Below are 6432 nucleotides of genomic sequence, written 5' to 3'. Positions count from 1 at the left end.
GTTAAGCGCCGAGCCCGGGTCTTCCGAGAAACTCTTGGCCAGGGTGGCGAAGTCTTCACCGTTGTTGATCCGCTCGTAGAGCTTCTCGGCCAGCTGTTCGGTGGCTGCATCGCTGCGCACTTCGCTTGGCTTGATCAGGATATGGCGCACGTGCACTTCGTCACGCAGCACGTTCTCGCTGCCGCCACGCTTCTCCTCGAGCTTGAGGATGATGAAGCCGTTGGGGATGCGGATGGGCTGGGTGATCTCGCCAACCGGCATGCTGCTGAGCATCTTGGCGAAGTCGGGTGGCAGCTGGGCGGCTTTACGCCAGCCCATCTCGCCGCCTTCCAGGGCGTTTTCGCTGGCGGAGCGGGCAATGGCCAGTTGGCCGAAGTCCGCGCCTTGCTTGAGCTGCTGGTACACGTCGCCGACCTGGCGCGCGGCGGCCTGGATGGCTTCCGAGTTGGCGGCTTCCGGGGTCGGGATCAGGATGTTGGCCAGGCGGTACTCTTCCGACATCTGCATCTTGCCCATGTCCGAATTGAGGAAGTTCTTCACTTCCTGCTCCGACACCTGGATACGCTCGGCCACCCGGCGCTGGCGCACGCGGCTGATGATCATCTCGCGCTTGACCTGCTCGCGGGCGTCATCGAACGACAGGCCGTCGTGGGCCAGGGCGGCGCGGAACTGCTCCAGCGACATGCCATTGCGCTGGGCAATGGTGCCGATGGCCTGGTTCAGTTCCTCGTCGGTGATGCGGATGCCGGAGCGTTCGCCGATCTGCAGCTGCAGGTTTTCGACGATCAGGCGTTCCAGCACCTGCTGTTCCAGAGCGCTGGTCGGCGGCACGCCGCCGCCGCGCTTGGCGATGGTTTGCTGCACCTCGCGGACACGCTGGTCCAGCTGGCTTTGCATGACCACGTCGTTGTCGACGATGGCCGCCACGCGATCAAGAGGTTGTACCGCGGCATGCACCGCGCCACTCAGCAAAGCGGCGCCCAGCAACACTGGGCGCAGACGATCAATAAGCTTGGTCTTCACGTGTACGGTAACCTTGAATGCCTTGGTCGAGGAAAGATTCGACCTTGTTGCCCACTACACCACCGAGGCCTTTCAGCACGATCTGCAGGAAGACACCATGGTCGCCTTTTTCGTTCTGTGGAAGGGCCTGGCTGAAATCGTCGTAGTCGATCCAGTAGCGGTTGACCAGACGCAGCTTCCAGCAGCAGTTGTCATATTCGAAGCCGCCCATGGCTTCCAGGGTGCGGTTGCGGTTGTAGTCATGCTGCCAGCGCGCGATGACGCTCCACTGCGGCACGATCGGCCAGATAACCGAGAAGTCATGCTGCTGGATCTTGTAGTAATCCTTGATGTAGTTCGGATCACCCGGGGTGCCATAGTCACCGCCGCCCACTTTCCAGGTACCCGTGGTCGAGTCGTAGGCGATGGTGTCGTTACGGTAGCGATAGCCGAGGTTGACGATCTTGTTCGGATTGTCTTCAGGCTGGTAATGGAACATCGCGCTGCCCGAACGGGTGCTGCGGCTGTCCGGGTCCCAGTTGAAGTCCGAATTGAAGCGCCAGTCGCGGTTGAAGTAGTAGTTGTACACCAGCGCGTACGGCGACACATCGGACTGCGAATCCTTGCGGGTGCGGTAGTCGATGCCCGGCAACTGGACCTTGCGATCCTTGAAGTAGTAGGCCTGGCCGATGCTGAAGTTCTGGCGCTCGAAACCGTTATCTTCGATCCAGCGGCTGGTTACGCCCAGCGACAGCTTGTTCTCGTCGCCGATACGGTCGGTACCGCTGAAGCGGTTGTCGCGGAACAGCGAATCGTAGCTGAACAGGGTTTCGCCGGTGTCGAACAGCGGGATGTCCATCTGGTCCTTGTAAGGGACGTAGAGGTAGAACAGGCGCGGTTCGAGGGTTTGGCGGTAGTTGGTGCCGAACATCGACGTGTTGCGATCGAAATACAGGCCACTGTCAACGCTGAAAATCGGGACGTCGCGGTTCTGGTTGCTCTTGAAATCGCCGAACAGGTCCAGGGTCTCGGCATTGGAGCCCGCCACGTCAGCCTTGCCTTCGCTGTCCAGGTCAAGATCGTAGTGGGTGTACATGTACTTCAGCTTCGGCGTGACGAAGCCGTAGCTGGCTTGCATTGGCAGGCTGATGGAAGGGGCGACGTTCAGACGGGTGCCGTTGGCGCGGGCTACACCGAAAATGTTCTCGTCGAGGCGCCGTCCGGGGAATCCTGCGCTTGCGTCCGGGTTGCCATCTTTGTCGAAAACGAAGTCGTCTTTCAGGTCGCGATCAAAGCGCACGGCTTCAGTTTCGTAACCGAAGTTCAAACCGCCAGGCTGGAACGGCAGCGTACCGTTGAAAGTAACCTGCGGCAGGCTGTCATACGGCGTGATCTGCGAGATGGTGGCCATTTCGTGCGCATGCACGTTCAGCCGCGCGGTATAGCTGTCGCCACGGTAGGTCAGGGCGCCTTGCTGATTCAGGATGTCGCGGCTTTCGACACCGATCTGGTCGGACTCCAGGTCCTGGAAGTAGAACGGGTCGCTGATGTCGGTGTAATCCACCTCGGTCATCAGGCGCTCGTCCAGGCCACCTTTGTGCTGCCAGTTGACCATCCAGCGCTGTTCTTTGTAGTCCGTCTGGTCTTTGCGGTCGTCGTTCTTGTCGTTCAGGTAGGCGCCACCGAACTGGCCTTCGCTCGAAGGTGTCAGGTAGCGGAATTCGCCTTCCATCAACAGGCCGCGCTTGGTCATGTAGCGCGGGTACAGCGTGGCGTCGTAGTTCGGCGCCAGGTTGAAGTAGTACGGCGTGACCAGCATGAAGCCGGTGTCGCTGCTGGTGCTGAACGATGGCGGCAGGAAGCCGGACTGGCGACGGTCGTCGATCGGGAAGTAGATGTACGGTGTGTAGAACACCGGGAAATCCTTGACCCGCAGGGTGACGTTGGTCGCGGTACCGAAGCCGGTAGCCGGGTTCAGGGTGATGTTGTTGCCCTTCAGCTGCCAGGCGTTGCTGCCCGGTTCGCAGGTGGTGTACGTACCGTCCTTGAGACGGATAATGGCGTTTTCGCCACGCTTGGCGTACAGGGCGTTGCCGCGGATGTGCGACTTGTGCATCACGTATTCGGCGTTGTCGACCTGGGCTTCGCCGGTGTCGAGCTGGATCTGCGCCTGGTCACCTACCACCAGCGAGCCGTTGTCACGGATCTTGACGTTGCCCTTGAGCTCGCCGCGGTTTTCGGTCTGGTACAGGTTGGCCTCGTCGGCCTCGGCCTGCATGCTGCCCTGGCGCATGACCACGTTACCCGCCAGGGTAGCGATCTGCTGCTCCTGCTGGTATTTGGAAACCTTGGCGTTGATGTAGGTCGGCGACTCGTCCTTTGGCGTGGTGTCGGCCATGCCCGGGCGGGGCGGCTCGACGTACGCACCACCGCAGTAGGGACCGGTTTCGGCCAGCTGGGCAGCGGTAAGCTTGTCACGCGGGACCCAGTCCAGGTGGCTGTAATCTTCGCTGCGCGATTTCAGGCCACGGCCTTTGGCCTCGGTGACCAACATCGGCTGGTCCGCGGTTTCGGCTTCGCTCGCGGCTTCGCTGCCGGCACTGACGGCTGCACCCTCGTGCACCGGGCGCGGCGGCAGGTTGTTGACTGGGGCCTTGGGCTTGCAGTCCCAACCACCGGCGGCGGACACTTGGCAGTCGAACTGTTCGGCTGCCACGACGTAAGACGTGGCCAGAGGTTGCAGGGCCAGCAGACCGCCGGTTACCAGCAACGGAAACTTTCTACGAAACGCGGGGGATTTCAATGCCATCTTATTAGTCCGGGCTTCCTGCGTGCCATCTGCCCGCGTGTGGGGCCGCACGCCTCTCGATGGTCTGAAAAAGATGCTGGATAATAAAGCATGACCCGCTTGACGGCTAGGGCCGTCGGAGACCCTTGTAATGCCTGAACACGATGTACGCCTGCAACAACTGACGGTCTGGCTCGATGAGCAGCTCAAAGATCTTTTCCTGAACAACGCCTGGGGCGACGTGCCGGCAGGCAGCCTTACCGCGGCCAGCAGCGATGCCAGCTTCCGCCGTTACTTCCGCTGGCAGGGCGCCGGGCACAGTTTCGTGATCATGGACGCGCCACCGCCCCAGGAAAACTGCCGACCGTTCGTCGCCATCGACCATCTGCTGGCCAGCGCCGGCGTGCATGTGCCGGTGATTCACGCCGAGGACCTGGAGCGTGGCTTCCTGCTGCTGGGGGATCTGGGCCACCAGACATACCTTGATATCATTGACTCTGACAGCGCCGACCGCCTGTTCGCCGATGCCATCGATGCGCTGCTGGCATTGCAGCGCCTGCCGATGGATGCACCTCTGCCCAGCTACGACGACGCCTTGCTGCGCCGTGAAGTCGAGCTGTTCCCCGAGTGGTACGTAGGGCGTGAACTTGGCCTGGTCTTGAACGATGCGCAAATGGCCACCTGGCAGCGCGTCAGCCAACTGTTGATCGACAGCGCCCTGGCCCAGCCCAAGGTGCTGGTGCACCGCGACTACATGCCGCGTAACCTGATGCAGAGCACGCCCAACCCTGGCGTGCTGGATTTCCAGGATGCCGTGTACGGTCCGGTCACCTACGACATTACCTGCCTGTTCAAGGACGCCTTCCTCAGCTGGCCACAGGCACGGGTCGAAGGCTGGCTGCGGGACTACTGGCAAAAAGCACAGGCAGCGGGCATCCCGGTACAGGCCGACTTCGAAACATTCCAGCGTGCCAGCGACCTGATGGGCGTACAGCGGCACCTGAAAGTGATCGGTATCTTCGCCCGCATCTGCCATCGTGATGGCAAACCGCGCTACCTGGGCGACGTACCGCGCTTCTTCGCCTATATAGATGAAGTGATCAGCCGTCGGCCCGAATTGGCGGAGCTGGGTGAGCTGATTGCCGAGTTGCAGGCCGGAGCGCGTGCATGAAGGCAATGATCCTGGCAGCGGGCAAAGGCGAGCGCATGCGCCCGCTGACGCTGCATACCCCGAAACCGTTGCTGCCGGTTGCCGGCCAGCCGCTGATCGAATACCACCTCCGGGCCCTGGCGGCAGCAGGCGTTACCGAAGTGGTGATCAACCATGCCTGGCTCGGCCAGCAGATCGAAGACCACCTGGGTGACGGTAGCCGTTACGGCCTGAGCATCCGCTACTCGCCCGAGGGCGAGCCGCTGGAAACCGGCGGCGGCATCTTCAAGGCGCTGCCATTGCTCGCAGACGCGCCGTTCCTGCTGGTAAACGGTGATGTCTGGACCGACTACGACTTCACGCAGTTGCACGCCGCCCCGCTGCAAGGCCTGGCGCACCTGGTGCTGGTCGACAACCCTGGCCATCACGGCCGCGGTGACTTCCGCCTGGAACACGGACGGGTCGTCGATGGCGATGACGCGCCAGGCACGCTGACCTTCAGCGGCCTGTCGGTGCTGCATCCGGCGCTGTTCGAAGGCTGCGAGCCGGGTGCCTTCAAGCTGGCCCCCCTGCTGCGCCGGGCCATGGCGGCTGGCAAGGTCACAGGTGAGCACTACCGTGGGCACTGGGTGGATGTTGGCACGGTCGAGCGCCTGGCCGAGGCCGAGCGACTGATTGGCGGGCGCGCCTGACATGTGGTGGCCAGGCACGGTGATTGGAGTGGGCGCCGGCTTTGCCGTTGCCAGCATTCCGGGGGCGTTGCTGGGTGCGTTGCTCGGGCAGGCCATGGACCGCCGGCTGCGTTTGCAAGGTTGGGAGGACATGCGCGAACGCCTGGGCGGGCGTTCGGCGCTGCGCGACGACGAGTTGCTGTTCGTGATGCTCGGGCGCCTGGCCAAATGCGATGGCCGGGTGGCCGAGCAGCATATCCAGCAGGCGCGCCAGGAAATGGTGCGCCTGGACCTGGCCGAGGCGGCCAGGCTGCGGGCGATTGCCGCGTTCAACCGCGGTAAGGCGGGCAAGGACCGGCTGGGCGGGCACCTGCGGCGTATTCGCCAGCAGCCGCATGCGGCGGAAGGTACCCTGCGCGCCTGTTGGCGCATGGTCTGGGCTGACGGCAAGATGGGCAACAAGGAGCGTGCGCTGCTGCTGGACTGGGGGCAGAAACTGGGCCTGAGTCGGCGGCAGGTGCAGGCCATGTCGCTGGAGTACGAGCCGCGCAAGGTCGCCCGGCCAGAAGGCGTGGCCATGACCTACGCGGCGGCGCTACGCTTGCTGGCGGTCGAGGCAGACACCGACGGCGACAAGGTCAAGCAGGCGTATCGTCGGCTGGTCAGCCGGCACCACCCCGACAAGCTTGCAGGGAGTGGTGCCAGCGAGGCGCAGGTGCGTGAAGCTACCGAGCGCACCCGCGAGTTGCACCAGGCCTATGCCATGATCCGCAAGCGGCATGGGCTGTAGCGGCCCGCTCGGCGCATTATCCCTGCGGGCT

5 protein-coding genes are annotated in these 6432 nt (G+C 63.0%); 3 read left to right on the top strand and 2 right to left on the bottom strand.

Features of this window, described 5'->3' with window-relative positions; genetic code table 11:
* Together HP546_RS23975 and HP546_RS23970 are read right to left on the bottom strand one after the other, a co-directional pair.
* Window positions 1–1023: peptidylprolyl isomerase (locus HP546_RS23975; protein WP_172230368.1), on the bottom strand; the 1023-nt coding region annotated here is incomplete at its 3' end.
* Window positions 1004–3811 carry an LPS-assembly protein LptD gene (locus HP546_RS23970; protein WP_172230366.1) on the bottom strand — a complete coding sequence of 936 codons (2808 nt, stop codon included), beginning with the start codon at window positions 3809–3811 and terminating at the stop codon, window positions 1004–1006. The genes HP546_RS23970 and HP546_RS23975, both read right to left, overlap by 20 nt.
* Before the next feature lie 130 nt (window positions 3812–3941).
* Here HP546_RS23970 and HP546_RS23965 point away from each other — a divergent pair, with 130 nt between their 5' ends.
* From HP546_RS23965 to HP546_RS23955, 3 genes are read left to right on the top strand one after another with little or no spacing between them, the layout of a single operon-like run.
* Window positions 3942–4961, top strand: a complete 1020-nt coding sequence (locus HP546_RS23965; protein ID WP_172230364.1) for an aminoglycoside phosphotransferase family protein — start codon at window positions 3942–3944, stop codon at window positions 4959–4961.
* Window positions 4958–5632, top strand: a complete 675-nt coding sequence (gene murU, locus HP546_RS23960; protein WP_172230362.1) for an N-acetylmuramate alpha-1-phosphate uridylyltransferase MurU — start codon at window positions 4958–4960, stop codon at window positions 5630–5632. The genes HP546_RS23965 and murU overlap by 4 nt, the downstream gene beginning before the upstream one ends.
* Before the next feature lies 1 nt (window position 5633).
* Window positions 5634–6401, top strand: coding sequence for a TerB family tellurite resistance protein (locus HP546_RS23955; protein WP_172230360.1), 768 nt, complete (start codon window positions 5634–5636; stop codon window positions 6399–6401).
* Window positions 6402–6432 lie beyond the last annotated feature (31 nt).

The organism is Pseudomonas sp. CM25, from assembly GCF_013179705.1.
Taxonomy (GTDB): domain Bacteria; phylum Pseudomonadota; class Gammaproteobacteria; order Pseudomonadales; family Pseudomonadaceae; genus Aquipseudomonas.
The sequence above is the reverse complement of the archived record's forward strand: the minus strand, read 5'-3'. Positions and strand labels throughout refer to the sequence as shown.

Bases quoted from the DNA above. Each gene is read 5' to 3' on its own strand.
- HP546_RS23970 (WP_172230366.1), bottom strand. From the start codon at position 3,811: ATGGCATTGAAATCCCCCGCGTTTCGTAGAAAGTTTCCGTTGCTGGTA.
- HP546_RS23965 (WP_172230364.1), top strand. From the start codon at position 3,942: ATGCCTGAACACGATGTACGCCTGCAACAACTGACGGTCTGGCTCGAT.
- murU (WP_172230362.1), top strand. From the start codon at position 4,958: ATGAAGGCAATGATCCTGGCAGCGGGCAAAGGCGAGCGCATGCGCCCG.
- HP546_RS23955 (WP_172230360.1), top strand. From the start codon at position 5,634: ATGTGGTGGCCAGGCACGGTGATTGGAGTGGGCGCCGGCTTTGCCGTT.